Raw genomic sequence first — 25,929 nt, 5'->3', positions numbered from 1 at the left:
GCTGCGCTAACCCACCGTACGCACCCTGGCGAGCCGATCAATCCAAACGCCGAACGCAATCCCAACCGCATACGCCAGCAAATTCCATGGCGAGAAGATGCGCCCGAGCAGCAGCGCCCCGGCCGTGGTCAGCCGGAACGCGTCGAGCCAGGGCATGTGCACCAGCCGGGAGAATTCGACCACGACCGCTATCGCGATTGCGATGGCTGCGATCTGCGCCCGTGGCAGCCGCGGCAGCAAAACGCCGACCAGCAAAAACACCATCGTCGCCCATAGCAGCGAGCCGCCGTACTTCACCACGAAGGCCGGCAGGCCGATCGGAAAGCCGTACCAGCGCAGCGAGAGTCCGCAGGCAATAACCGCCAGCGCCAGACCGGCGCGGATCAGCGATGTCCGAAGCGGTGCAATGGGTTTGACCGGTTGTGCCTCGTGCATTGCTTGCTCCATTGACTCTTTCGCGGCGATGCTCAAAACCCCGGATCAGCCCATAAAAGCAACAACCCGGGGGAAGCCATGAGCCAGACCACGACCTATGCCGGTTCGACCGGCGCAGCCAAGTCGGAAATCGAGACCTCGACGATCCGCGCCATTTCCTGGCGACTGATCCCGTTCCTGGTGCTGGCCTACTTCTTCTCCTATCTCGATCGCGTCAATCTCGGCTTCGCCGCGTTGACCATGAATGCCGAGCTGAAATTCACGCCGCTGATCTTCTCCTGGGGCGCCGGCATCTTCTTCATCGGCTATTTCATTTTCGAGGTGCCGAGCAATCTGGCGCTGGAGAAGTTCGGCGCCAGCCGCTGGATCGCCCGCATCATGGTGACCTGGGGCATCATCTCGGCGCTGATGGCGCTCACGAGCGGCGTCACGAGCTTCTACGTGCTGCGCTTCCTGCTCGGCGTCGCCGAGGCCGGCTTCTTCCCCGGCATCATCCTCTATCTCACCTATTGGTATCCGGCCGAATACCGCGCCCGCTTCCTCGCGGCCTTCGCCATCGCCGTGCCGGTCTCCACCTTGATCGGCGCGCCGGTCTCGGGCCTGCTGCTCGGCCTCGACGGCGCGATGGGCCTGAAGGGCTGGCAGTGGCTGTTCATCATCGAGGGCATTCCCTCTGTGCTGCTCGGCATCGTCACCTGGTTCTATCTCACCGACAGGCCGGAGAAGGCGGATTGGCTCACGGCCGAGCAGAAGGCCTGGCTCAAGACCAAGCTCGATGCCGAGATCGCGGCCAAGCAGGCGGTGAAGCATTTGTCGCTCAGTGAGGCGCTGACTTCACCGAATGTGATCATGCTCGCCCTGGTCTATTTCGGCTTCGTTGGCGCGCTGTATGGCATGCAGTTCTGGCTGCCGCAGATCGTCAAGGCGTTCGGCCTCACCAACGCTCAGACCGGCTTCGTCACCGCCATCCCGTATCTGTTCGGCACCATCGCGATGATCCTGTGGGCACGGCATTCCGATGCCACGCGTGAGCGCGTGATGCATGTCGGCGCGCCGTTGCTGCTCACCGCCGTCGCCCTCGGCGTCTCCTCCTATCTCACCGACCCCACCCTGACGATGATGGTGCTGACGGTGGCCGCGATCGGCGTGTTCTGCTGCTTCGGGGTGTTCTGGACCTTGCCCACCGCCTGGCTCTCCGGCACGGCGGCGGCCGGTGCCATCGCCTTGATCAACTCGATCGGGAATCTCGCCGGCTTCGGTGGGCCCTATCTGATCGGCTGGGTCAAGGAAGCCACCGGCCAGACCTCGACCGGACTGCTCGTGCTCGCGGTGCTGCCGCTGATCGCCGGCATCCTGGTCTTCATCGGCGGTCACGAAAGCAAGCACGAGTTCGCGGAGCAGGGGCGGCGATAGCCTCGAAATGTCGCCTCCGCGAAAGCCAGGGCCTATTTCCACGCGGCCCTCTGGGGACCTGCGGCGCGACGCTTTCTTCGAACAGTCCAGGCTTCCGCCAGGGGCAGCCCGCGGAGGTTACCACCTCTTAACGATCACAGATTCCTGATGACTGACGATTATTGACTTTTATCAGTGATTAGTCGACATTCCTCTCATTGCAGCCGAGGGAGTGTCCTCCGATGTTCGTCCGATCCGTTTTGTCCAGCTATTCGAGGCTCTTGGCCGGTGTTTCGCTGGCGCTAATGGCTGCCGCCCTCGCTGGGTGCAATGACACCGTTGCTGAAAAGGCCGAGCCGCCGCGGCCGGTTCTGATCGCCACCGCCCACTATGATGCCGAAAAGCCTGAGCGTAGCTTTGTTGGCACCATAAGGCCGCGGATCGAGAGCGATCTGGGCTTTCGGGTCGCCGGCAAGGTCGCCAAGCGTCTGGTCGAAGTCGGCCAGACCGTCGAAATCGGCCAGCCGCTCGCGGTCCTCGATGAGGTCGATCTGAAGCTCCAGGCCGAGCAAGCCGTCGCCGAGCAGACCGCTGCGACCGGCGTGCTGGCCCAGGCCGCCGCCGCCGAGCAGCGCGCCAAGGATTTGAAGGCCAAGGGCTGGACCACCGACGCGCAGCTGGATTCGAGCCGCGCCGCCGCCGACGAGGCACGTGCCCGCCTGAACCGGGCCGAGCGCTCGGTCGAGCTGACCAACAATTCCCTTTCCTACGCGACGCTCAACGCCGACGCCCGTGGCGTCGTCACCGCAACGCTGATCGAGCCCGGCCAGGTGGTCGCCGCGGGCCAGGCTTCGATCCGTGTCGCCCGCTTTGCCGAGAAGGAAGCGGTCGTCGCGATCCCTGAGACGCTGGTCGGACGTGCCAAATCGGGCGCCGCCAGCGTCACTCTTTGGTCGGAGCCGGGCAAGAAATATACGGCCAAGCTGCGCGAGATCGCGCCCACCGCGGATCCTGCGACGCGCACCTATCTGGCAAAGTTCTCGCTGCCCGAGGCCGACGACAAGGTCTCGCTCGGCATGACTGCGACGCTGACGCTGTCGGACGCTGCGACCGAGCGCGTTGCGCGGCTGCCGCTGTCGGCACTGTTCAACGAAGGCGGCAAACCGTCCTTCTACGTCGTCGACGACAACGGCGGGGTCACGCTGAAGCCGGTGACGGTGAAGTCCTACGAGAGCAACGACGTCGTCATCACCGGCGGTGTCGACGAGGGCGCCAAGATCGTTGCTCTGGGTGTGCAGAAGCTCGATCCGGGCCAGCGGGTGCGGATCGTGTCGTCACTGTCCTTTTAAGTCTCGTTTACGAGTTGCGTCGTGTGAGGTGAGTTTCGGCCCGAGCGCAAATGCTTTGGCTGAAGCGGCGAAGCGATCCAGAACCTGCCCAGCCCCCTGGATTGCTTCGCTGCCTCGCGACGACGGTTTGAACAGAGTGGCTGTCGTTTTTTGCAACCGGATCATCTTTGGAGAGTGCGATGAAGCGCTTCAATCTTTCGGCCTGGGCCGTCAGCCATCCGACGCTGATCCTGTTCCTGATGCTCATTCTCGGCGTCGCCGGGTTCTTCTCCTATCAGAAGCTCGGCCGCGCCGAGGATCCGTTCTTCACGGTGAAGGTGGTCAACGTCTCCGTGCTGTGGCCGGGCGCGACCGCGCAGGAGATGCAGGCGCAGGTCGCCGATCCCATCGAGAAGAAAATCCAGGAGCTGCCTTACTTCGAGAAGGTGCAGACCTATTCCAAGCCCGGCTTCACTGCGCTCCAGGTGACCTTCCGCGACTCCACGCCGCCGAAGGACGTTCCGTATCTCTTCTATCTGCTGCGCAAGAAGCTGGCCGACGTGCAGGGCCAGTTGCCCGCAGGGATTCTCGGACCCGTGGTCAACGACGAGTTCTCCGACGTCGATTCCATCCTCTACATGATGACCGGCGACGGCGCCGACTACGCCCAGCTCAAGAAGGTCTCGGAGGGTTTCCGTCAGCGCCTCCTGAAGGTGCCGGGCGTGACCAAGGTCGACGTCTACGGCAACCAGGATGAGCGCATCTTCGTCGAATTCAGCCATGCCAAGCTCGCCACCCTCGGCATCACGCCGCAGGCGCTGTTCGATTCGCTCGCCAAGCAGAACAACGTGACGCCGGCCGGCACGGTCGAGACCTCGTCGCAGCGCGTGCCGCTGCGCGTCACCGGTGCGCTCGACGGCGCCAAGGCCGTCGCGGAGACTCCGGTCGAGAGCAACGGCCGCGTGTTCCGCCTCGGCGACATCGCCACCGTCACCCATGGTTACGTCGACCCGCCGAGCTTCATCGTGCGCCAGGAAGGCAAGGCCGCGATCGGCATCGGCGTCGTCACCGCCAAGGGCGCCAACATCCTCGATCTCGGCAAGGAGGTCGAGAAGGCGACGGCTGAATTCATGAAGGCGGTGCCGCAGGGCGTCGACGTCAAGCTGATCGCCGACCAGCCCAAGGTGGTCGAGCACGCCGTCAGCGAATTCGTGCACTCCTTCATGGAAGCCCTCGTCATCGTGCTGTTCGTGTCGTTCCTGGCGCTCGGCTGGCGCACCGGCATCGTCGTCGCGCTGTCGGTGCCGCTGGTGCTCGGCATCGTCTTCGTCGTCATGAACACCATGTCGCTCGACCTGCACCGCATCACCCTGGGTGCGCTGATCATCGCGCTCGGCTTGTTGGTGGATGATGCCATCATCGCGGTCGAGATGATGGTGGTGAAGATGGAGCAGGGCTGGGATCGCATGCGTGCGGCGTCCTTTGCCTGGGAATCCACTGCGTTTCCGATGCTCACGGGAACGCTGGTCACGGCCGCTGGCTTCCTCCCCATCGGCTTTGCCAATTCCGCGGTCGGCGAATATGCCGGCAGCATCTTCTGGATCGTGGCGATCGCGCTGGTCGCGTCCTGGTTCGTGGCGGTGATCTTCACGCCCTATATCGGCGTCATGCTGCTGCCCAACATCAAGGTGCACCACAATCACGATCCGCACGCGGTCTACGAGACCCGCATGTATCGCGGCCTGCGCGCCATCGTGCAGTGGTGCGTCAACCACCGCATCACGGTGGTGGCCGCGACCGTCGGCGTCTTCATCGCCTCGATCGTCGGCTTCGGCCACGTCCAGCAGCAGTTCTTCCCGCTGTCCGAGCGCCCCGAGCTGTTCCTCCAGCTTCGCCTGCCCGAGGGCACCGCCTTCAACGTCACGGAAAAGGCGGTGAAGAAGGCCGAGACCATGCTCAAGGACGACAAGGATATCGAGACCTACACGGCCTATGTCGGGCAGGGCTCGCCGCGCTTCTGGCTCGGCCTCAATCCGCAGCTTCCGAACGAGGCCTTTGCCGAAATCGTCATCGTCGCAAAGGGCGTCGAGGCGCGCGAGCGCATCAAGGCCAAGCTTGAAAACGCCGTTGCCGACGGCGCGCTCAACGAAGCCCGCGTGCGCGTCGACCGCTTCAATTTCGGTCCCCCCGTTGGTTTTCCCGTGCAGTTTCGCGTCATCGGCCCCGATGCCAACAAGGTGCGCGAGATCGCCTACCAGGTCCGCGACGTCATGCGGCAGAACAAGAGCGTCAAGGATGTCCAGCTCGACTGGAACGAGCAGTCGCCTTACCTCAAGCTCGTCGTCGACCAGGATCGCGCCCGCGCGATGGGCCTGACCCCGCAGGACGTGTCGCAGGCGCTTTCGATGCTGATCTCGGGCTCACAGGTGACGACCGTGCGCGACGGCATCGAGAAGGTCGGCGTGGTCGCGCGCGCCGTCTCGTCCGAACGGCTCGACCTCGGCGCTGTCGGCGATCTCACCATCACCTCGCGTAACGGCGTGGCCGTGCCGCTGCAGCAGATCGCCAAGATCGAGTATGCCCACGAGGAGCCGATCATGTGGCGGCGTAACCGCGACATGGCGATCACCGTGCGCTCCGACGTCGTCGACGGCGTGCAGGCGCCCGACGTCACCGGCCAGATCGCGCCGAAGCTGAAGGCAATCAAGGACAACCTCGAGCCGGCCTACCGCATCGAGGCGGGCGGCGCGTTCGAGGAATCCGCCAAGGGCAACGCCTCGATCTTCATTCTCTTCCCGCTGATGGTCATGGTGATGCTGACGCTGCTGATGTTCCAGCTGCAGAGCTTCTCGCGCCTGATCCTGGTGTTCCTGACCGCACCGCTCGGCATTGTCGGCGCCTCCTTCGGGCTCAACCTCGCCAACGCCCCGTTCGGTTTCGTGGCGCTGCTCGGCCTGATCGCGCTTGCCGGCATGATCATGCGCAACGCGGTCATCCTCGTGGATCAGATCGAGACCGACGTTTCGCATGGCCTGACCCGCCGTGAGGCGATCGTGGAGGCGACTGTCCGCCGGGCCCGTCCGGTGGTGCTGACGGCGCTTGCCGCCATCCTCGCCATGATCCCGCTGTCGCGCTCGGCGTTCTGGGGGCCGATGGCGATCACCATCATGGGCGGATTGTTCGTTGCGACCTTCCTCACGCTGCTGTACCTGCCGGGCCTCTACGCCCTCTGGTTCCGCAAGAGCCTGGACGAGGCGGGCACCCCCGAGCAACCTGCCGCGCCGCAGCATGGGAGCGATGACCAGAACGTAATTCCGCTTGCTGAGGCGGCTGAATAAGTGAAGATGAACTGCTGATTGACGAGTCCTGACAGATGACACTGGTTTCGGAACATATCGAAGGCGACACCCGGGATCGTATTCTCGAGGTGGCCGAGCGGCTGTTCCGCCAGATCGGCTATCTCAAGACCACGGTCGGGGACATCGCCAAGGAGCTCAAGATGAGCCCCGCCAACGTCTATCGCTTCTTCGAATCGAAGAAGGCGATTCATCAGGCGGTGGCCCGCTCGCTGATGGGCGAGGTCGAGCTGGAAGCGCAGCGGATCGTGGCGAGGCCCGGTCCGGTAACGCCGCGCTTCCGCGAGCTGCTCACCACCATCAATCGCATGAACACCGAACGCTATGTCGGCGACAATAAGCTGCACGAGATGGTCGAGATCGCGATGCAGGAGGACTGGGATGTCTGCGTCAACCACATGGAGTGTATTGCCGGGGTCATCGGCCAGATGATCGCGCAAGGCGTGGCGTCCGGCGAGTTCGAGGCGCCGGACCTGCAACTGGCCGCGCTCTGCGCCTGCACCGCGATGATGCGGTTTTTCCACCCCCAGATGATCGCCCAGTGCGCGACCAAGCCGGGCCCGACCATCGACCAGATGATCGATTTCGTCATCGCGGGATTGTCCCCGCGCCACTGACGCGGCGACGGATTTCCTCCTATAAGCAGGCCCACCGCCCCGGAATGACGGCTGGTGGCTGGCAAGGACGGATTAACACACTCCGTCATTGCGAGCGTAGCGAAGCAATCCAGACTGTTTCTGCGGAAGGATTCTGGATTGCTTCGCTGCGTTCGCAATGACGAGAAGGAAACAGCGCGTGACCGACAAAGACCTGCACTTCTACGAGCCCGCCAAGGGCCACGGCCTCAAGCACGATCCCTTCAACGCCATCGTCGCGCCGCGGCCGATCGGCTGGATTTCGTCGCGCGACACCAAGGGCCACGTCAATCTCGCGCCCTACAGCTTCTTCAACGCGTTCTGCTATGTCCCTCCGATCATCGGCTTCTCCTCCACCAATTGGAAGGACACGGTCGCGAACATCCAGCAGACCGGGGAGTTCGTCTGGAATCTGGCCACCATGGACCTGGCCAGGCACATGAACGCGACTGCGGCGCACGTCGGCCCTGAGGTCGACGAGTTCGAGGTTGCCGGCCTCACTGCCGTGCCCGGCAGACTCGTCAACGTGCCGCGCGTCGGCGAGAGTCCCGTCGCCTTCGAGTGCAAGGTGTCCGACATCGTCCGGCTCAAGGGCGCCAACGGCAAGGAAGCCAATGCCTGGCTGACGCTCGGCGAGGTCGTTGCCGTCCACATCGACAAGGCCATGATCAAGGACGGCGTCTACCAGACCGCCGCCGCCCGCCCGATCGTCCGGGCCGGCCGCAGCGGGGATTATTTCGAGATCAAGCCGGAAAACATGTTCGAGATGGTGCGGCCGGATTAGGCGCCTCTCTCTCCATCCCGTCATTCCGGAGCGCGCCGTTAGGCGCGAACCTGGAATCCATTCATCGACCAGCGCTGCCGCACCATGGATTCCGGGCTCGCGCTTCGCGCGCCCGGGAATGACATCCCTCCCGGAACTGCCACCACGCCTCGGCCGTTATGGCCCTTGGGCGGCTGCCCGGCCGCGTCAATTCGCGTCTTTTCGCAGGTGAAGTGTTCACCTCCGCCGGCCACTTTCCGCTAAAATGCCCGATCACCGCGCCGATGCATGAGGTCCGCCATGAGCTTCCGCCGCGACACCCTGACCAAGCCGATCTTCTCCTGGGCGCGCGGCGTGCTGCCGGCGATGTCGGACACCGAGCGCGAGGCGCTGGAGGCCGGCGACGTCTGGTGGGACGCCGATCTCTTCACCGGCAACCCTGATTGGTCGAAGCTGCTGAAGATTCCGCAGGCAACGCTGACCGAAGAGGAGCAGGCCTTCCTCAACGGCCCGGTCGACGAGCTCTGCGCCATGCTCGACGAGTGGAAGATCTTTTGGGAATGGCGCGACCTGCCGCCCGACGTGTGGCACTTCATCAAGCGCGAAAAATTCTTCGGCATGATCATTCCGAAGGAGTTCGGCGGCCTCGGCTTCTCGCCTTATGCGCATTCGGAAGTGGTGCGCAAGATCTCGACCCGCTCGATTGCCGCCGCGGTGACGGTGATGGTGCCGAACTCGCTCGGCCCCGGCGAACTCCTGATGCACTTCGGCACCAAGGAGCAGCAGCAGCGCTGGCTGCCGCGTCTTGCCGACGGCCGCGACATTCCCTGCTTCGGCCTCACCAGCCCGGAGGCCGGCTCCGACGCCGCCTCGATGGTCGACACCGGCATCATCTGCAAGGGCACCTTCGAGGGCCAGGAGGTGCTGGGCCTGAAGCTCAACTGGCACAAGCGCTACATCACGCTCGGTCCCGTCGCGACGCTGCTTGGCCTCGCCTTCAAGGCCTATGACCCCGATCATCTCGTCGGCGATCAGGAAGAGCTCGGCATCAGCGTGGCGCTGATCCCGACCAACCTTCCCGGCGTGGAAATCGGCAAACGCCATTTGCCGTCGATGCAGGTCTTCCAGAACGGCCCGAATTGGGGCCGCGACGTCTTCATTCCGCTCGACTACGTGATCGGCGGCCAGGCGCGGCTGGGGCAGGGCTGGAAGATGCTGATGACGGCGCTCGCCGCCGGCCGCGGCATCTCGTTGCCGTCCCTCTCCGCTGCCGGCGCCGCCTATGCCGCGCGCACCACCGGCGCCTATGCCCGCATCCGCGAGCAGTTCGGCATTTCCATCTCCAAGTTCGAGGGCGTCGAGGAGCCGCTCGCGCGCATCGTCGCGACCGCCTATCAGCTCGACGCGGCACGACGGCTGACCTGCGCCGCGCTGAATGCCGGCATCCATCCCGCCGTCATCTCGGGCATCATGAAGCTGCACGCAACCGAGCGGATGCGCACCGCGGTCGACGACGCCATGGACATCCATGGCGGCAAGGCCGTGATCGACGGTCCGCAAAACTATCTCGGCAATCTCCACCGTGCCGTCCCCGTCGGCATCACCGTCGAGGGCGCCAATATCCTCACCCGTAATCTCATCGTGTTCGGACAGGGCGCCATCCGCGCCCATCCCTATTTGCTCGACGAGATGAATGCGCTTGCCGATGCCGATCGCGAGCGCGGGCTCACCGCCTTCGACAAGGTGTTCTGGAAGCATGTCGGCCACAGCTTCGAGACACTCTTGCGCGCGTTCGGCCGGAGCTGGAGCTTTGGTGTCTTCGCGCTTGCACCCGATGCGGGTGACGCCAGGCCCTTCTATCGTCAGCTCTCGCGCTACTCCGCGGCGTTTGCCCTCTGCGCCGATATGGCGCTGCTGACGCTCGGCGGAGCGCTCAAGCGCAAGGAGATGCTGTCGGCGCGCTTCGGGGACATCCTGTCCGAGCTGTATCTGCTCTCGGCCGCGCTCAAACGCTGGCAGGACGAGGGCCGGCAGAAGGAAGATTTTGCCGCGCTCGAATGGTGCATGGCGACGGGCTTTCGGACCATCGAGAACCGGCTTGCCGAGATTCTCGCCAATCTGCCGAACCGCTTCGTCGCAGGCATCCTCAAGTTCGTGGTCCAGCCCTTCGGCGCTCGCGTGCTGGGTCCCTCCGACCGGGTCGTGCATCAATGCGCGAGCCTCGTGCTGGAGCCGTCGGCAGCGCGCGACCGCCTCACGCCCGACCTCGCTTATGTCGATGACGATGGCGGCTTCGCCCGGCTGGAGCGCGCGTTCAAGCTGGTCGCGGCCACGGACGCCATCGCCAGGCGCATGCGCGCGGCGCATCTGAGCGACTGGAAGGATGCGGTCGCCAAGGGTGTGATCACGCAGGCCGAGGGCGAGCAGCTGGCCGCGGCCCGCGAAGCGGTGACAAAGGTGATAGAGGTCGACGATTTTGCGCCGGAGGCGCTGTCCCCGATTTACAAGAAAACCGGCGACGTGCATCAGTTCTTCCAAGAACTCGGTGAACAGAGGGCGGCGAGCTGATGGCACGACCGGTTTTCATCGTCGACGGCAGCCGCACGCCGTTTCTGAAGGCGCGCTCGGGGCCGGGGCCGTTCACGCCGGTCGATCTCGCCGTGCAATGCGGCCGGCCGCTGCTGGCGCGCCAGCCGTTTTCGCCTGATAGCTTCGACCAGGTCATCCTCGGCTGCGTCAACGTGATCGCGGACGAAATGAACCCGGCCCGCGTCGCCGCGCTCCGGCTCGGCATCGGCGAGGACATGGTCGCCTTCACCGTGCAGATCAATTGCGGCTCCGGCATGCAGTCGATCGACACCGCCTATCGCTACATCCGCGAGGGCCATGCCGACATGATCCTCGCCGGCGGCACCGAGGCCTTGAGCCACGCGCCGCTGGTGTGGCCGAATTCCGGCGTGCGCTGGTTTGCCGGGCTCGCCACCGCCAAGGGCGTCGCCGCGAAGCTTGCCGCGGCCTTCAAGCTGCGGCCGCGCTATCTCAAGCCGATCATCGGCCTGGAGCGCGGGCTGACCGATCCCATTACCGACCTGAACATGGGCCAGACCGCCGAAGTCGTCGGCCATCTCTTCGACATCACCCGCGCGCAGTCCGATGCCTATGCCGCCGAGAGCCATCGCCGGCTCGCGCATGCGCAGGCCGAAGGTTTTCTCAAGGGCGAAGTCGAGACCGCGTTCTCGCGCGATGGAAAATTCTTCGAGCATGACGATGGCGTGCGTCCGGACTCGACGGCCGAGACGCTGGCAAAACTCCGACCGGTGTTCGAGCGTCCATGGGGCCAGGTCACCGCCGGCAATTCCTCGCAGATCACCGACGGCGCGTCCTGGGTGATCCTGGCTTCCGACGAAGCGGTCGCCAGGCACAAGCTGACGCCGAAGGCCGTCATCGTCGACAGCAACTGGGCCGCACTTGATCCTGCTATCATGGGCCTCGGTCCCGTGATGGCGGCGACGCCGCTACTGAAGCGCAACGATCTCACCATCCAGGACGTCCAGACCTGGGAGCTCAACGAGGCCTTCGCCACCCAAGTGCTCGGCTGTCTCGCCGCCTGGAATGACGACAAATTCTGTCGCGAGATTTTGGGGCTGGACGGCGCCGCCGGCGAGATCGACCGCGAAAAACTCAATGTCGATGGCGGCGCTATCTCGCTTGGGCATCCCGTCGGCACCTCCGGCAATCGCATCGTGCTGCATCTCGTCAACACGATGAAGCGGCTCGGCACGCGGCGCGGCGTTGCCACCGAATGCATTGGCGGCGGGCTCGGCGGCGCCATGCTCATCGAGGCGGTGTGACGATGGATTCCAAGATCATGACCGCGCTCGGCGACCGCCTGCTGGAGTTCGGGCCCAAGCCCGCTGCCGATAGTCCCTACAAGCACTTCAAGCTGACGCGCGACGCCGACGGCGTCGCCTGGCTGCTGTTCGACCGCGCTGACGCCAGCGCCAACACGCTGTCCTCGGACGTGATGGAGGAGTTCGACGCCGTGCTGGCGACGATCGAGACCGAGCGTCCGGCCGGCCTCGTGATCCGCTCCGCAAAGCCGTCCGGCTTCATCGCGGGCGCCGACGTCAACGAATTCCGTGGCGCCGGTGATGCCGGGATGGTGGAGACGCGGATCCGCGCCGCCCATGCGGTGGTCGATCATCTGGACGCGCTGAAGCTGCCGACCGTCGCGGTGATCCACGGCTTCTGCCTCGGCGGTGGGCTCGAAGTTGCGCTCGCCTGCCAATCGCGCATCGCCATCGACGGCGCGCGCTTTGGTTTCCCTGAGGTGATGCTGGGCTTGCATCCCGGTCTCGGCGGCACCGCGCGCTTCACCGCGCTGATCAATCCGACCCAGTCGATGGCCCTGATGCTGACCGGCCGCACCATCGATGCCCGCCGTGCCAAATCGCTCGGCCTCGTCGACACCGTGACGCAGGAGCGCCACGTTCGCAACGCCGTCAAGGATGCACTGTTCGGCCGCCTCAAGCGGGCGCGGCCGGGTTTTCTGACGCGTGCGGCGAATTTCGGCCCGGTGCGCGGGCTGCTGGCCCGGCGCATGCGCTCGGAGGCGGCGAAGGCCGCGTCTCGCGAGCATTATCCTGCGCCCTATGCCTTGATCGATCTCTGGGAGACCCATGGCGGCAGCAAGGCCGCGATGCTCAGGGCAGAGCAGGCTTCGTTCGCCAAGCTGATGGTGACGCCCACCGCGCAGAGCTTGATCCGCGTGTTCTTCCTGCGCGAGCAGATGAAGAAGGCAGCAGGCTCCGGCAACACGGTCAGGCATGTCCACGTCATCGGCGCCGGCGCGATGGGCGGCGACATCGCGGCCTGGTGCGCGGGGCAGGGGCTGCGCGTCTCGCTCGCCGACATGAAGGCGGAGCCGATTGCGGGCGCGGTCAAGCGCGCCGCCGAGCTCTATGGCAAAATCATCCGCAAACCGACCGAGGTGCGCGACGCGCTCGATCGCCTGATCCCCGACATGGACGGGGAGGGCGTCCGCAACGCCGATCTCATCATCGAGGCTGTCCCGGAGAAGCTCGAACTCAAGCAGAAGGTCTATGCCGGCCTCGAGCCGCGAATGAAGCAGGGCGCGATTCTCGCGACCAACACCTCGAGCATTCCGCTCCAGGATTTGCGCACCATGCTGGCGCGGCCGGAGCGGCTGGTGGGCCTTCACTTCTTCAATCCGGTGTCGCGGTTGCAACTGGTCGAAGTCGTCAGCCATGACGGTAACGATACGCAGGTGCTGAAGGAGGCACTCGCTTTCGTCGGCGCGATCGATCGGCTGCCGTTGTCGGTGAAGAGCTCGCCGGGGTTCCTCGTCAACCGCGCGCTGACGCCCTACATGCTGGAAGCGATGGTGATGCTGGACGAGAAGATCGACCAGCGCCTGATCGACGCCGCCGCGGAGCAGTTCGGCATGCCGATGGGACCGATCGAACTGGCCGACCAGGTCGGGCTCGACATTTGTCTCGACGTCGGCGACATGCTGCGTAGCAAGTTCGGCGATCTACTGCCGCCGACGCCGGCCTGGCTGCGGGAGAAGGTCGCCAAGGGCGAACTCGGCCGCAAGACCGGCAAGGGTTTTTACGTCTGGCGCGACGGCAAGGCCGAGAAGGCGCCGTTGCCCGAGACCGGTCCGCGCGTCACCGACCAGATGATCGACCGCCTGGTGCTGCCGATGTCCAATGTCTGCGTTGCGGCGCTTCGCGAGGGTATCGTCGATGACGCCGACATGGTCGACGGCGCCATGATCTTCGGCACCGGTTATGCACCGTTCCGTGGCGGTCCGCTGAATTATGCGCGCACGCGTGGCGTCGATCATGTCGTATCCACCTTGCGCGCGCTGGCCGGGAGATTCGGCGAGCGCTTTGCGCCGGATCCGGGCTGGGATAATTTCAAGTGAGCAATCTTCAAGTGAGCAATCTTCAAGTGAGAGCGGCATGAACGAACAAGCCAATGCCGGGCCGGGCGGCGATCTCTGCATCCGTACGCTGGCGATGCCGGCCGACACCAACGCAAACGGCGACATCTTCGGCGGCTGGTTGCTCAGCCAAATGGACGTCGGCGGCGGCGTGTTTGCGTCAAAGGTCGCGAAGTCGCGCACGGTGACCGTCGCCATCGAGGCGATGAATTTCCGCAAGGCGGTCTATGTCGGCGATCTCGTTTCGGTCCACGCCCACCTCGTTCGCGTCGGGCGCACCTCCATCACCGTGCATCTGGAAGCGTGGGCGCTGCGCCGCGGCGAGCAACAACCGTTCCTCGTCACCGACGGCAACTTCACATACGTATCGATTGACGAGCATGGCCGCCCGCAGCCGGTTCGCCCGACCGACACCGCGATCGCGACGTAATCGCGCGCGGCGTTGCGCCTCATCTTGCGTGCGGCACCGCCAAACGCGGCGCGACTGAGTCACGGCGCCGCGGCTTTGCCAAGAACCAGTCATAAAACGGATGAGGTCCCGGCGTACTCCATCGCGTGTCGATCCGGGGTGGAAACGGCGTCAAAATGCCCAGGAACCTTTGGGCAGAACTGCCGTTATTTGCCCGCACTGAGGAATCCACGGACCATGCCGGACAGCTACATCATCGAAGTCGATTCGCAGACCGCAGGTATCGTCGTTCGTTCCCAGGGAGGCTACTGCTTTTTCGCCTCATCCAACCGCTTCAACCGTCTCGAAGGCCAGCTCTTCCGCAACGCCCGCGAAGCCGAGCGCGCCGCGCGCAAGCTGGTTAACGGTGACGTGAAGGAAGCGGCTTAGTCCTCCCGCTGGTCATTCCGGGCCGGGCGTGGCGCGAGAGGTGGGAATCTTTTGCCGCGAACTCTGCCTTCCCTTCTCCCCCTGTGGGAGAAGGTGGCGCGAAGCGCCGGATGAGGGATCGTCTCCGCGAATTCCAATGCGAGAGATCAATCTGCGGAGAGAAACCCCTCACCCGACTTCGCTTCGCGAAGCCACCCTCTCCCGCAAGGGGAGAGGGGAAGCATCACAACTTCGTCGCCGCCCGCGAGAGCAGCTTCCAGTCGTCGCCCTGCTTCTGCCAGTTCATCAGGATGTGAAGGTTGGTCGGCACTTTTTTCCCATCGGCCGCCATCTCCTGTTCCGCCACCCAGTGGAAGCGCACGATCGCAGCCGGGCCGACGACCTTGATGGTCGGGTCCTTGTACTCGATCGACAGGAATTTGGACTTGCCGTCGGTGGCGTTGGCGATGAAGGTCGCCTTGTCCTCGACCTTGCCGCTGGAATGGCTGTAGCTCACTTCGTCGGCGCAGAGCGCGCCGAGCGCCTTGGGATCGGCCGCGATCTGCGCGAGACGGAAGGCCTCGACCTTCTTCGCCACGGCTTCCTCGTCCGCCGTGGCCGCCAGCACCGGTGTTGTGAGCGCTGAAACTGCAAGAGTGGAGACGGCAAGAGCTGGGACTGCAAGAGTCGAGAGAGCCAGATCGCGTCGGTTGATCGTCATCGTTTCCTCCTTTTTGATCTTGCATGGAGTGTTGCAGCCGCGCTCGACTTTGTCGAGTGTCGCGTGGTGGTCATGCACGTGCGTCATTGCGCGATTGGCGCTGTATTGATACGGCTTTCGTATTGATGCGTCGTATATTCGGGAAGGTACGGACATGATCGAGGCTATCGGCAGGGCGTTGCTGTTCGACATCGACGGTACGCTCGCCAACACCGATCCGCTGCACCTGAAGGCCTTCAACCAGGTGCTCGGCCCGCGCGGCCATGTCTTCGATCACGCGCGCTTCTCCAGAGAGCTGCAAGGCTTCGCGAATGTATCGATCGGCGAGCGCTTTCTGCCCGACGAGGCGCCGGAACGGCGTGCCTTGATCCTCGATGAGAAGGAGGAGGTCTTCCGCGAACTCGTCGCCGGACAGATCGAGCCGCTGCCTGGCCTGATGGCGCTGCTCGACAAGGCGGATGCGGCCGGTATTCCCATGGTTGCCGTGACCAACGCCCCGCGGCTCAATGCGGAGCTGCTGCTGTCCGGCCTCGGCATCACGCACCGTTTCAAGGCGCTCGTGATCGGCGCCGAGCTGTTGCACGGAAAGCCGCATCCGCTGCCTTATCAGGAAGGGTTGCGCTTTGCCGGCGCCAGCGCGATGGCCTCGATCGCGTTCGAGGACTCTCGCACCGGCGTGCAATCGGCCGCAGCGGCCGGCATTCCGACCATCGGCATCCGGACCAGCCTCAGCCATGCTGATCTCGTCGCCGCCGGGGCTATCGCCTCCGCCAGCGCCTTCGACGACCCGGACCTGCTCGCGCGCCTCGCGGCTGCGATGGCGTGGTGAAGACCTCGTCCGTTAACCGTGATCGGCGCGCGCATTGACCGAACGCGCGAACCGCCGCACCATGCAGCTTCCTGACTTGAGGCCATCGCCGTGACCGGACTGACCCATCGCCAAGCCGAAATCCTCAACATCGCGCGCGCCTCGGGCCGCGTCATGGTCGAGGAGCTGGCGCGCCGGTTCGAGGTCTCGGCGCAGACCATCCGCAAGGATCTCAACGATCTCTGCGAGCGCCGCTCGCTGACCCGCATCCATGGCGGCGCCATCATCGCCTCCGGCGTCGAAAACCTCGCCTACGAGGCGCGGCGCTTCGTCGCCGCCGACGAGAAGAAGGCGATTGGAGCTGCGGCCGCCTCGCTGATCCCGAACGGCTGCTCGCTCTTCATCAACATCGGCACAACGACCGAGGAGGTTGCGAGCGCGCTGACCTCGCACGAGGACCTCCTCGTCATCACCAACAATCTCAACGTCGCGATGCTGCTCTACCGCCATCCCCGCATCGAGGTGGTGGTTGCCGGCGGCACGGTGCGGCGCGCCGACGGCGCGGTGGTCGGCTCGACCGCGACGCAGCTGATCGGCCAGTTCAAGGTCGACTACGCCATCATCGGGGCGTCCGCGATCGACGAGGAGGGCGCGCTGCTCGACTTCGACTATCGCGAGGTGCAGGTGGCGCAGGCCATCATCGCCAATGCCCGCAGCGTCATGCTGGTCGCCGATTCAACCAAACTCCGCCGCAGCGCGCCGGTGCGCATCGCCCATATCAGCCAGATCCAGACCTTCGTCACCGACCAGGAATTGCCTGAGCGCCTCGCCACCATCTGCCACGGCAAGGGCATCGAGGTGATGGCGGCGATGCCGAAGGGGGCGGATGTCGATGAGGCTCAGGCCGATGTGCAGGATGCAGCACCTGAATCGGCGCCGGTGGTGCGGCTGAGGTAGGACTATGGGTTGTCCCACGGGTTCAGCAGCGGCACGCCGAATACCGCGAAATCCTTCACTTTGCGTGTGACGAGCATGAGGTTGTTCGCGAGCGCGGTCGCGGCAAAGAAGCCGTCCATGACAGACAATGCGACGCCGCTTCTGCGGCTCTGAGCCATGAGGTCACCCCAGCGTTCCGCCACCGCGTGGTCGATCGGCAGGGTGCGCCCGGCAAAACGCTCCGGCAGATCGTGGGCAAGCCAGGCGGCCAATGCTGCGCGCCGACGGCCGTCCTCCAGCAATGCGATGCCGCGGCGAAGCTCGGCGATCGATGCCACGCTGATGAACGCTCGATCCTCGTCGATCGTATCAAGCCATGACAAGACTTTCGGCGAAGGGGCCGGCCTCTGGACCTCCGACAACACGTTGGTGTCGAGCAGTAGATTCACGGCGTCTCGTCGTGCGGCGCGTCGTGCACGCGTTCAAGCTCGAGGTCGGCGCTGCGCAGCGGCGAAGCCAGCAGGAATTCGGCCAAGGTTCCTTTGCGCGCCGTCTTGCGCGCCCATTCCTCGGCGGAAACGATCACCGCATTGGGCTTGCCGTGTCGGGTGATGATTTGCGGGCCGGCTTGGGCACGGTCGATCACCTCGGAGAGCCGGGCCTTGGCGTTGGCAAGCGTCCACGAGTCAGTCGCCGGTGAGTTTGGTGCAGTGCTGTGTTCTGTCATGCAGATAAAGACCAATATGACTATCGTAACTAATAATGGTCGTCGACGACTATTCAAGAGCAATAATGCTGCGCGAATCCCGTCCCGAACTGCCCATTTCCACACCCATATGCCCACTCGAAAGTTCCGCTTTCACTTCCTTTCTCCCCTCTTTCATCTTGCTTTCGTTTTCTGGTGTGATCTAATCAAAAGCGAAAGTAACCGCTCGATTGAACGGGCGGTCGCCGGGGGATGCGTCTGTTGGAGCGGATTTTCGACCTCGCCATTATTGGAGGCGGTGTTAACGGCTGCGGCATCGCGCGCGACGCGGTGGGCCGCGGCAACACGGTTTTCCTGTGCGAAATGAACGATCTGGCGAGCGGGACCTCGTCCTGGTCGACCAAGCTGGTGCATGGCGGCCTGCGCTATCTCGAATACTACGAGTTTCGGCTGGTCCGCGAGGCGCTGATCGAACGCGAGATTCTCTGGGGGATCGCGCCTCACATCATTCGCCCCCTGCGTTTCGTTTTGCCGCACCATGCGGGCCTGCGGCCGGCCTGGCTGCTGCGCCTCGGCCTCTTCCTCTATGACCACATCGGCGGCCGTCATCTGCTGCCGGCGACGCGCTCGGTCGACCTTGGGCGCGACGAGGTCGGCCGCCCGCTGATCCCGAACCGCTACCGCCGCGCGTTCGAATATTCCGACTGCTTCGTCGACGACGCCCGTCTCGTCGTACTCAACGCGCGCGATGCCGCCGACAAGGGCGCCGAGATCCGTACCCGGACCCGTGCAACCGATATTAAACAGACCGACGGCATCTGGACCGTCAGCATGATCGACACGCTGACCGGCGCGCGCTCGTCGATCCGGGCCCGTGCGCTGGTCAATGCCGGCGGGCCCTGGGTCGAGGATGTGCTCGGCCGCGGCGCCGGCGTCAACGCCAGAGCCAAGGTGCGCCTGGTGCAGGGCTCGCACATCGTCGTAAAGAAACTCTACGACCACGACCGTGCCTACATGTTCCAGAATGCCGACGGCCGCATCATCTTCGTCATTCCCTATCAGGACGATTTTACGTTGATCGGCACCACCGACCGCGACTATGACGGCGATCCCGCCAAGGTGAAGGCGACGGCCGAGGAGATCCAGTATCTCTGCACGGCGGCAAGCGAATATCTGGCCAAGCCTGTCACGCCCGATGACGTGGTCTGGACCTATTCCGGCGTGCGTCCGCTCTATGATGACGGGGCCAGCGAAGCCAAGGCCGCGACGCGCGACTATGTGTTCGAGCTGGACACGCCCGGCGGCGTGCCGCTGCTGTCGATCTATGGCGGCAAGATCACGACCTACCGCCGTCTCGCCGAGGAGGCGCTGGAGCGGCTCGCGCCCTATCTTCGCAGTGCGAAAGCGCGCGAAGGCTGGACCGGCAAATGGCCGCTGCCCGGCGGCGACATGGGTGTGTCCGATGTCGACGGCCTGATCGCCGAGCTTCAGCGCGGCTATCCTTTCCTCAGCCACGAGCATGCGCGGCGCCTCGCACGCGCCTATGGCACGAGGGCGATCAAGCTGCTTGGCGATGCGAAATCGGCGGCCGATCTCGGACAGGCCTTCGGTGCGACGCTGAGCGAGCGCGAAGTCCGCTATCTCATGGCCAACGAATGGGCCGTCACCGCCGACGACGTCGTCTGGCGCCGTTCCAAGCTCGGCCTGCGACTAAGTGCCGACGAGATCGCGGCGCTTGATGACTGGATCAGGACCCACGCCGTGCAGCAAAGTCCCCTGCTGGAAGCGGGAGGACGCTCATGACAGTGGCACTCGATCACGTAACCCGGACTGTCGACGGTATCGAGCACATTCGCGACGTCTCGCTGACGCTCGAGAGCGGCACGCTCAACGTGCTGCTCGGGCCGACGCTGTCGGGCAAGACCTCGATCATGCGGCTGCTCGCTGGCCTGGACAAGCCGACATCGGGCAAGCTGCTGGTTAACGGCAAGGACGTCACCGGCGTCGACGTGCGCCAGCGCTCGGTCGCCATGGTCTATCAGCAGTTCATCAACTACCCCTCGCTGTCGGTCTACGAGAACATCGCTTCGCCCTTGCGCGTGCAGGGCAAGCCGCGCGCCGAGATCGAGGCGCGGGTCGCGGAAGCCGCCCGGCTGCTCAGGCTCGAGCCGTTCCTGAAGCGCACGCCGCTCCAGCTTTCCGGCGGCCAGCAGCAGCGAACTGCGATGGCGCGCGCGCTGGTGAAGGGCGCCGACCTCGTGCTGCTCGACGAGCCGCTCGCCAATCTCGACTACAAGCTCCGCGAGGAGTTGCGCACCGAGCTGCCGCGCATCTTCGAAGCGTCCGGCGCGATCTTCGTTTATGCCACCACGGAGCCGACCGAGGCGCTGCTGCTCGGCGGCAACACGGTGTGCATGTGGGAGGGGAAAGCGCTCCAGATCGGCGAGACGCCAAACGTCTACCGGCGGCCGCAGACCTTGCGCGTCGCGCAGGTGTTCTCCGATCCGCCGCTCAATCTCGTCGGCATCGAGAAAAAGAACGGCTCGGTGCAATATGCGGGCGGCATTGCCGCGCCGGCGTCCGGTCTCTATTCCTCGCTCGCGGACGGCGCCTATCGCGTCGGATTTCGTGCCCATCAGCTCGCGCTTGCCAATGGCGAGACCGACCGCCACGCCTTCCATGCCACGGTAACGGTGACCGAGATCACCGGTTCGGAGAGTTTCGTGCATCTGACCCGCGACGGATCGAACTGGGTGGCGGTGTTGCACGGCGTGCACGAGTTCGAGCCCGGGCAGACCATCGATGCCGTGCTTGATCCCAACGACGTTTTCGTGTTCGACGCTGGCGACCGCCTGGTCGCGGCGCCCGGTCCCACAGCGTTTTCAAGCGAAGTGCCGAGCGGTTCGCGTGAAGAAAACGCGTCAAAGAAACAAGCTTGAGGGGGATGCGACATGGCCCGCATTGACCTCGTCGATCTCGCTCACTCCTACGGTGGCAATGATGCGCCGCAGGACAGCTTTGCTCTCAAGCCTGTCACGATGACCTGGCGACAGGGCGGCGCCTACGCGCTGCTCGGGCCGTCCGGCTGCGGCAAGACCACGCTGCTCAACGTCATCTCGGGCATCATCACCCCGTCGCGCGGGAAAATCCTGTTCGACGGCGAGGACATCACACCGCTGTCAACCCAGAAGCGCAACATCGCCCAGGTGTTCCAGTTTCCGGTGATCTACGACACTATGACGGTGGGGCAGAATTTGGCGTTCCCTCTGAAGAACCGCGGTGTACCGAAGGCCGAGATCGACAAGCGCGTCGCCGAGATCGGCCGCCTGCTCGACCTCGAGCCTTATCTGAACCGCAAGGCGACGCGGCTCACGGCCGATGCCAAGCAGAAGATCTCGCTCGGTCGCGGCCTGGTCCGCTCGGACGTCGCCGCGGTGCTGTTCGACGAGCCGCTCACCGTGATCGACCCCGAGCTGAAATGGCAGCTCCGCTCCAAGCTGAAGGCGCTGCATCGCGAGCTCGACCTGACGATGATCTACGTCACCCACGACCAGACCGAAGCGCTGACCTTCGCCGACACCGTGGTGGTCATGCATGACGGCCGCGTGGTGCAGAGCGGCACGCCGGCCGAGCTGTTCGACAAGCCGGCGCACACCTTCGTCGGCTATTTCATCGGCTCGCCCGGCATGAACATTTTGCCGGCCGAGGTAAGGGGCCGCGAGGCCAGGATCGGCGGTCACGTCATCGCGCTCAATCGCAGCTACGACAGCCTTCCGCCAAGCGCGAAGATCGAGATCGGCGTCCGTCCGGAATTCGTTGAGGCCGTCGCGCCTGCACCCGGCCTGCTCAGTGCGAAGATCGAACGCGTCGACGACCTCGGGCGCATCCGCTTCGCGCGTGCGCGGCTCGGTGATGCAAAGCTCGCAGCGCGCGCGCCGGCCGGCTTCACGAGCCCGGACGGGACGGCCGGCCTGAAATTCGACCCGTCGCACGTCCACGTCTATGCCGACAGCCTTCTGGTGGAGGGAGCCGCCTGATGGACAAGACCGTCAACCAAAAAGCCTGGTTCCTGGTGCTGCCGGTGTTCCTGGTCGTCGCCTTCTCGGCGGTGCTGCCGTTGATGACGGTGGTGAACTATTCGATGCAGGACACCTTCGGCAACAACCAGTTCTTCTGGAACGGTGTCGGCTGGTTCAAGGAATTGCTCGATCCCTCGACCGATCTCGGCGGCCGCTTCCTGGCTTCGCTCGGGCGCAATCTGTTCTTCTCGCTGGTGATCCTCGCGATCGAGGTGCCGCTCGGCATCGTCGTCGCGCTGTCGATGCCGCGACAGGGGTGGACGGTTGCGGCCTGCCTCGTCATCCTGGCGCTGCCGCTGCTGATCCCGTGGAACGTGGTCGGCACGATCTGGCAGATCTTCGGCCGCCCCGACATCGGCCTGCTCGGTTATGTCCTCAATGCCATCGGCATCGATTATAATTACGTCTCCAACGATATCGACGCCTGGGTCACCGTCATCGTGATGGATGTCTGGCACTGGACCAGCCTGGTCGCGCTGCTGTGCTACGCCGGCCTGAAGTCGATCCCCGAAGCCTATTATCAGGCGGCGCAGATCGATGGCGCCTCCCGCTGGGCGGTGTTCAAGGCGATCCAGCTGCCGAAGATGAATCGTGTGCTGCTGATCGCGGTGCTGCTGCGCTTCATGGACAGTTTCATGATCTACACCGAACCGTTCGTGGTGACGGGTGGTGGGCCCGGCAACTCGACGACCTTCGTGTCGATCGAGCTGGTCAAGATCGCGCTCGGCCAGTTCGATCTCGGCAAGGCCGCCGCGCTGTCGCTGGTCTACAACCTCATCATCCTGATCGTCTGCTGGATCTTCTACACCGTCATGACCAATGCCGGCGCCGAGCGGAAGCCGCAGGAAGGAGCCGCGTGATGCATTCGATCCCCGGCCGTCGCCTCATCATGGCGCTGTTTTTGATCTTCCTGCTGTTGCCGATCTACTGGCTCGTCAACATGAGCTTCAAGACCAACGCCGAGATCGTCTCGACGATGACGCTGTGGCCACACGCGCCGACGCTCCAGCACTACAAGCGCATCTTCACCGACGAGAGCTGGTATTCCGGCTATATCAACTCGCTGGAATATGTCGTCCTCAACACCATCATCTCGATCTCGGTGGCGCTGCCGGCAGCCTACGCGTTTTCGCGCTACCGCTTCCTCGGCGACAAGCATCTGTTCTTCTGGCTGCTGTCGAACCGCATGGCGCCGGCCGCGGTCTATGCGCTGCCGTTCTTCAATCTCTATTCGGCGATCGGCCTGTTCGATACGCCCTGGGCGGTCGCGCTGGCGCACTGCATCTTCAACGTCCCGCTGGCGGTGTGGATCCTGGAAGGCTTCGTCTCCGGCGTGCCGCGCGAGATCGACGAGACCGCCTTCCTCGACGGCTATTCCTTCCCGCGCTTCTTCATCAAGATTCTGGTGCCGCTGATTGCGAGCGGCATCGGCGTCGCCGCCTTCTTCTGCTTCATGTTCTCCTGGGTCGAGCTGCTGCTGGCGCGCACGCTGACCTCGGTGCAGGCCAAGCCGATCGCGGCGATCATGACGCGCACGGTGTCGGCCGCGGGCATGGACTGGGGCCTGCTGGCTGCGGCCGGCGTGCTGACGATCATCCCGGGCGCGCTCGTGATCTGGTTCGTTCGGAACTACATCGCGAGCGGTTTCGCGCTCGGTCGGGTTTAGGGAGGCATCAATGGAAGCTATTGCATGGATGGCCTGGACGCCGCCGACGGCAATCTTCTTTGTCGCGCTCGCCTGCACGCTCGCCGTGATGACCTGGCTTGGGGTGGCCTATCCCGAAGCCGAGCGCGTCGGCGTGCTGCGCATCCCGACCACGCGCGGCGACCGTCTGTTCATCTCCCTGATCACGGCGGCGGTCATCCACTTGCTGTGGATCGCCTTCGCCGGCACCGACGCCCTCGCCACGCTGCCGATCGGCGAGGACGGAGTTGAAATTTCGCGCCTTTGGATCGCATCAGGAATTTCGCTGGCCACGGCCGTACTCGTTTTCCGCACGGTCTAGCCCGCGAAGGAACGGCCAGATCCGGGACCAACCCGGGCCTGTAAAAAGTTTGTCGCTGCAACGGAGGAACAACATGCGGCAGTTTAGGAGAAGGGAACGTCCATTGACCAAGAATAGCTTTTTGACGATGTCCAGCGTCGCCGCCATGGTCGCGGTGTCGTTGGCCGTCTCGGCGCCGGTGCGCGCCGCCGACGACGCCGCGATCCAGAAGTGGATCGCGGAATTCCAGCCCTCGACGCTGTCGAAAGACGAGCAGAAGAAGGAGCTGGAGTGGTTCGCCAAGGCCGCCGAGCCCTTCAAGGGCATGGAGATCAACGTCGTCTCCGAGACCATCACGACCCACGAATACGAGTCGCAGACGCTGGCCAAGGCGTTCTCCGAGCTCACCGGCATCAAGCTCAAGCACGACATCATCCAGGAAGGTGACGTGGTCGAGAAGCTGCAGACCCAGATGCAGTCCGGCAAGAACGTGTACGACGGCTGGATCAACGATTCCGACCTGATCGGCACCCACTTCCGCTACGGCCAGACCATCGCGCTGTCGGACTACATGACCGGCGAGGGCAAGGACGTCACCGATCCCATGCTCGACGTCAACGACTTCATCGGCAAGTCGTTCGGCACGGCGCCGGACGGCAAGCTCTATCAGCTGCCCGACCAGCAGTTCGCGAACCTCTACTGGTTCCGCTACGACTGGTTCACCAACCCCGACTACAAGGCCAAGTTCAAGGCCAAGTACGGCTACGAGCTCGGCGTGCCGGTGAACTGGTCGGCCTACGAAGACATCGCCGAGTTCTTCACCAACGACATAAAGGAGATCAACGGCGTCAAGGTCTACGGCCATATGGACTATGGCAAGAAGGACCCGTCGCTCGGATGGCGTTTCACCGACGCCTGGCTGTCGATGGCCGGTAACGGCGACAAGGGCATCCCGAACGGTCTGCCCGTCGACGAATGGGGCATCCGCATGGAAGGCTGCCGTCCGGTCGGCTCCTCGGTGGAGCGTGGTGGCGACACTAACGGTCCGGCCGCGGTCTACTCGATCACCAAGTACCTCGAGTGGATGAAGAAGTATGCTCCGCCGCAGGCCCAGGGCATGACCTTCTCCGAATCCGGTCCGGTGCCGGCGCAGGGCAATATCGCCCAGCAGATGTTCTGGTACACCGCCTTCACCGCCGACATGGTGAAGCCGGGCATCGCCGTGATGAACGCGGACGGTACGCCGAAATGGCGTATGGCTCCGTCGCCGCACGGTTCGTACTGGAAGGAAGGCATGAAGCTCGGCTACCAGGACGCGGGCTCGGCGACGCTGCTGAAGTCGACTCCCGCTGACCGCCGCAAGGCGGCCTGGCTCTATCTTCAGTTCATCGTCTCCAAGACGGTCAGCTTGAAGAAGAGCCATGTCGGTCTCACGTTCATTCGTGAATCCGACATCTGGGACAAGTCGTTCACCGAGCGTGCGCCGAAGCTCGGCGGCCTGATCGAGTTCTACCGCTCGCCCGCGCGCGTGCAGTGGACCCCGACCGGCAACAACGTGCCCGACTATCCGAAGCTGGCGCAGCTGTGGTGGCAGAATATCGGCGATGCGTCGTCCGGTACGAAGACGCCGCAAGCCGCGATGGACTCCCTTGCCGCCGCGCAGGACTCCGTCATGGAGCGTCTGGAGAAGTCCGGCGTGCAGGGCGCCTGCGGTCCGAAGCTGCACAAGAAGGAGACGGCCGAGTACTGGTTCGCCAAGGCCCAGAAGGACGGCACGATCGCCCCGCAGCGCAAGCTCGCCAACGAGAAGCCGAAGGGCGAGACGGTCGACTACGACACCCTGATCAAGTCGTGGCCGGCACAGCCCCCGAAGCGCGCTTCGCTGCAGTAAGGCACTTCAACATAACGACGAAAGGCCGGGAGCAATCCCGGCCTTTTTCTTTTTATTGTCGTGGATTTTGCTTCCACAACGTCATTGCGAGCGAAGCGAAGCAATCCAG

At 64.3% G+C, this 25,929-nt stretch carries 23 protein-coding genes; 19 read left to right on the top strand and 4 right to left on the bottom strand.

What is annotated here, in order from left to right; translation table 11 throughout:
* Positions 1–6 precede the first annotated feature (6 nt).
* Positions 7–435, bottom strand: a complete 429-nt coding sequence (locus ABIB90_RS22980; protein ID WP_007595193.1) for a ribosomal maturation YjgA family protein — start codon at positions 433–435, stop codon at positions 7–9.
* 78 nt (positions 436–513) lie between these two features.
* Between ABIB90_RS22980 and ABIB90_RS22975 the strand changes: the two genes are divergently transcribed.
* The 10 genes from ABIB90_RS22975 (at position 514) to ABIB90_RS22930 (ending at position 14,715) form a co-directional block, all read left to right on the top strand.
* A complete protein-coding gene (locus ABIB90_RS22975; RefSeq protein ID WP_354169638.1) occupies positions 514–1,848 on the top strand; it encodes an MFS transporter in 1,335 nt (444 codons plus the stop codon).
* A 221-nt stretch (positions 1,849–2,069) separates the two neighbouring features.
* Positions 2,070–3,176, top strand: coding sequence for an efflux RND transporter periplasmic adaptor subunit (locus tag ABIB90_RS22970; protein WP_354201426.1), 1,107 nt, complete (start codon positions 2,070–2,072; stop codon positions 3,174–3,176).
* A gap of 179 nt (positions 3,177–3,355) precedes the next feature.
* Positions 3,356–6,493, top strand: a complete 3,138-nt coding sequence (locus tag ABIB90_RS22965) for an efflux RND transporter permease subunit (protein ID WP_354201425.1) — start codon at positions 3,356–3,358, stop codon at positions 6,491–6,493.
* A gap of 35 nt (positions 6,494–6,528) precedes the next feature.
* Positions 6,529–7,128, top strand: a complete 600-nt coding sequence (locus tag ABIB90_RS22960; RefSeq protein ID WP_007595185.1) for a TetR/AcrR family transcriptional regulator — start codon at positions 6,529–6,531, stop codon at positions 7,126–7,128.
* A 178-nt stretch (positions 7,129–7,306) separates the two neighbouring features.
* The gene (locus tag ABIB90_RS22955; protein ID WP_354127407.1) at positions 7,307–7,930 is read left to right on the top strand and encodes a flavin reductase family protein; all 624 of its coding nucleotides are present in this window, start codon (positions 7,307–7,309) and stop codon (positions 7,928–7,930) included.
* Between the two features lie 279 nt (positions 7,931–8,209).
* A complete protein-coding gene (locus ABIB90_RS22950; protein ID WP_354169645.1) occupies positions 8,210–10,477 on the top strand; it encodes an acyl-CoA dehydrogenase in 2,268 nt (755 codons plus the stop codon).
* Positions 10,477–11,760: an acetyl-CoA C-acetyltransferase gene (locus ABIB90_RS22945; protein ID WP_354169647.1), complete on the top strand. Its 1,284-nt coding sequence runs from the start codon at positions 10,477–10,479 to the stop codon at positions 11,758–11,760. Before ABIB90_RS22950 ends, ABIB90_RS22945 begins: the two co-directional genes overlap by 1 nt.
* Before the next feature lie 2 nt (positions 11,761–11,762).
* Positions 11,763–13,859 carry a 3-hydroxyacyl-CoA dehydrogenase NAD-binding domain-containing protein gene (locus ABIB90_RS22940; protein WP_354201424.1) on the top strand — a complete coding sequence of 699 codons (2,097 nt, stop codon included), beginning with the start codon at positions 11,763–11,765 and terminating at the stop codon, positions 13,857–13,859.
* A gap of 37 nt (positions 13,860–13,896) precedes the next feature.
* On the top strand, positions 13,897–14,307 hold the full coding sequence (locus tag ABIB90_RS22935) for an acyl-CoA thioesterase (RefSeq protein ID WP_247372636.1): 411 nt from the start codon (positions 13,897–13,899) through the stop codon (positions 14,305–14,307).
* Between the two features lie 216 nt (positions 14,308–14,523).
* On the top strand, positions 14,524–14,715 hold the full coding sequence (locus tag ABIB90_RS22930; RefSeq protein ID WP_007595173.1) for a hypothetical protein: 192 nt from the start codon (positions 14,524–14,526) through the stop codon (positions 14,713–14,715).
* 223 nt (positions 14,716–14,938) lie between these two features.
* Here the strand turns inward: ABIB90_RS22930 and ABIB90_RS22925 are convergent, their stop codons facing one another.
* Positions 14,939–15,415, bottom strand: a complete 477-nt coding sequence (locus tag ABIB90_RS22925; RefSeq protein WP_007595170.1) for a nuclear transport factor 2 family protein — start codon at positions 15,413–15,415, stop codon at positions 14,939–14,941.
* Positions 15,416–15,569: 154 nt separating this feature from the next.
* Here ABIB90_RS22925 and ABIB90_RS22920 point away from each other — a divergent pair, with 154 nt between their 5' ends.
* A complete protein-coding gene (locus ABIB90_RS22920; RefSeq protein WP_354169652.1) occupies positions 15,570–16,244 on the top strand; it encodes an HAD family hydrolase in 675 nt (224 codons plus the stop codon).
* A 90-nt stretch (positions 16,245–16,334) separates the two neighbouring features.
* On the top strand, positions 16,335–17,180 hold the full coding sequence (locus ABIB90_RS22915) for a DeoR/GlpR family DNA-binding transcription regulator (protein ID WP_007595163.1): 846 nt from the start codon (positions 16,335–16,337) through the stop codon (positions 17,178–17,180).
* A 2-nt stretch (positions 17,181–17,182) separates the two neighbouring features.
* Here the strand turns inward: ABIB90_RS22915 and ABIB90_RS22910 are convergent, their stop codons facing one another.
* Both ABIB90_RS22910 and ABIB90_RS22905 read right to left on the bottom strand, forming a co-directional pair.
* Positions 17,183–17,608 carry a type II toxin-antitoxin system VapC family toxin gene (locus tag ABIB90_RS22910; RefSeq protein WP_354201423.1) on the bottom strand — a complete coding sequence of 142 codons (426 nt, stop codon included), beginning with the start codon at positions 17,606–17,608 and terminating at the stop codon, positions 17,183–17,185.
* Positions 17,605–17,886, bottom strand: coding sequence for a type II toxin-antitoxin system Phd/YefM family antitoxin (locus ABIB90_RS22905; protein ID WP_354201447.1), 282 nt, complete (start codon positions 17,884–17,886; stop codon positions 17,605–17,607). Before ABIB90_RS22905 ends, ABIB90_RS22910 begins: the two co-directional genes overlap by 4 nt.
* A 231-nt stretch (positions 17,887–18,117) precedes the next feature.
* On the opposite strand from ABIB90_RS22905, the gene glpD reads away from it, so the two are divergent.
* From glpD to ABIB90_RS22870, 7 genes are all read left to right on the top strand, one after another.
* Positions 18,118–19,668, top strand: coding sequence for a glycerol-3-phosphate dehydrogenase (gene glpD, locus ABIB90_RS22900; RefSeq protein WP_354169656.1), 1,551 nt, complete (start codon positions 18,118–18,120; stop codon positions 19,666–19,668).
* Positions 19,665–20,804 carry an ABC transporter ATP-binding protein gene (locus tag ABIB90_RS22895; protein ID WP_354201422.1) on the top strand — a complete coding sequence of 380 codons (1,140 nt, stop codon included), beginning with the start codon at positions 19,665–19,667 and terminating at the stop codon, positions 20,802–20,804. Before glpD ends, ABIB90_RS22895 begins: the two co-directional genes overlap by 4 nt.
* A 12-nt stretch (positions 20,805–20,816) precedes the next feature.
* Positions 20,817–21,902, top strand: a complete 1,086-nt coding sequence (locus tag ABIB90_RS22890; RefSeq protein WP_354201421.1) for an ABC transporter ATP-binding protein — start codon at positions 20,817–20,819, stop codon at positions 21,900–21,902.
* The gene (locus tag ABIB90_RS22885; protein WP_219684474.1) at positions 21,902–22,804 is read left to right on the top strand and encodes a carbohydrate ABC transporter permease; all 903 of its coding nucleotides are present in this window, start codon (positions 21,902–21,904) and stop codon (positions 22,802–22,804) included. The genes ABIB90_RS22890 and ABIB90_RS22885 overlap by 1 nt, the downstream gene beginning before the upstream one ends.
* Positions 22,804–23,610 (top strand): carbohydrate ABC transporter permease, encoded by an 807-nt coding sequence (locus tag ABIB90_RS22880; RefSeq protein WP_007606994.1) that lies wholly within the window; start codon positions 22,804–22,806, stop codon positions 23,608–23,610. The genes ABIB90_RS22885 and ABIB90_RS22880 overlap by 1 nt, the downstream gene beginning before the upstream one ends.
* A gap of 10 nt (positions 23,611–23,620) precedes the next feature.
* Complete coding sequence (locus ABIB90_RS22875; protein WP_354169663.1) at positions 23,621–23,950, top strand: DUF2160 domain-containing protein; 330 nt, start codon at positions 23,621–23,623, stop codon at positions 23,948–23,950.
* 127 nt (positions 23,951–24,077) lie between these two features.
* The gene (locus ABIB90_RS22870) at positions 24,078–25,820 is read left to right on the top strand and encodes an ABC transporter substrate-binding protein (protein WP_035993295.1); all 1,743 of its coding nucleotides are present in this window, start codon (positions 24,078–24,080) and stop codon (positions 25,818–25,820) included.
* Positions 25,821–25,929: the final 109 nt, after the last annotated feature.

Origin of the sequence: Bradyrhizobium sp. JR4.1 (assembly GCF_040548605.1) — a bacterium.
GTDB lineage: Bacteria > Pseudomonadota > Alphaproteobacteria > Rhizobiales > Xanthobacteraceae > Bradyrhizobium > Bradyrhizobium canariense.
This window is presented reverse-complemented; position numbering and strand designations above follow the sequence as displayed.